This window comes from Vibrio sp. 2134-1, assembly GCF_033339495.1.
The window spans coordinates 1-995 of record NZ_JAWOUS010000160.1 but is presented as its reverse complement, the minus strand read 5'-3'; the positions used below and the strand labels follow the sequence as shown (position 1 = coordinate 995).

1 protein-coding gene and 1 pseudogene are annotated in these 995 nt (G+C 49.1%); both read left to right on the top strand.

The window, feature by feature from the left end:
• Nucleotides 1-315: pseudogene (locus R7R78_RS24630) on the top strand (IMP dehydrogenase); the annotation flags it as partial.
• On the top strand, nt 308-995 hold a 688-nt coding region (locus tag R7R78_RS24625), incomplete at its 3' end, for a VWA domain-containing protein (RefSeq protein WP_225474437.1). The pseudogene R7R78_RS24630 and the gene R7R78_RS24625, both read left to right, overlap by 8 nt.

Genomic DNA, 995 nt, shown 5'->3' with positions numbered 1-995 from the left:
GCCACTATTTATACCGTCGGCGTAGGTGCTGGCGAAATGATGGTGAAAGACTTTTTTATGACTCGTAAGGTCGACACCGCAGCCGACCTTGATGAAAAAACGCTCACGAAGATTGCAGAAATGACTGGCGGGCAGTACTTCCGTGCGCGAGATGCCGAACAACTTGAAAAGATCTACGACACAATCAACAAACTGGAACCTGTATCAAGCGATACCCAAACTTGGCGGCCTCAGTCCGAATGGTTCCCATATCCATTGAGTGCAGCTTTAGTGCTTTCTATGTTGTTGTTCCTGCTAAGGAGAAAACATGGCTGAGTTTACTTTCCTTAACCCATATTGGTTACTGGGACTGATAACAATCCCCTTCGTACTCCTGATTAATCAAAAATTTAGAGCGAAAAAATCCGCGCTGATTGCCCCGCACCTCGCCAAAATGCTTGGGCAGACCACCCAGTCCAAACCCTATTTTACGATTTGGGGTTTGGCTTGGGCGATTGCCTGCGTAGCGCTCGCTGGGCCGAGCTGGCAATCAAATACACGTCCAAGCTTCGAGCTAAGCCAAAATCGCATGCTAGTGCTAGATATGTCTCGCTCGATGTACGCCAGCGACATCAAACCCAATCGCCTTACTCAAACACGTTACAAAGCGTTGGACTTGTTGCCAAAGTGGAAAGAGGGGGCGACTGGATTGATCGCCTATGCAGGCGACGCCTACAGCTTGAGTCCGCTAACGACGGATGCTAGTACGCTAGCAGGTATCATCGAGAACTTGTCGCCAGAGCTGATGCCATTCCAAGGCTCGAACCTCCCTGCTGCGATCGAATTGGCGTTAAGTCAATTTTCACAAGCAGGAGCAAACCAAGGAGACATTGTGGTTCTTGCCGATGATCTTGATGATTCAGAATTGGCACGCTCTCTGAATTTAGTTAAAGGTAAAAACATACGAGTCTCGGTTCTTGCAATCGGCACGGCAAACGGCGCACCGATTGCCCTAC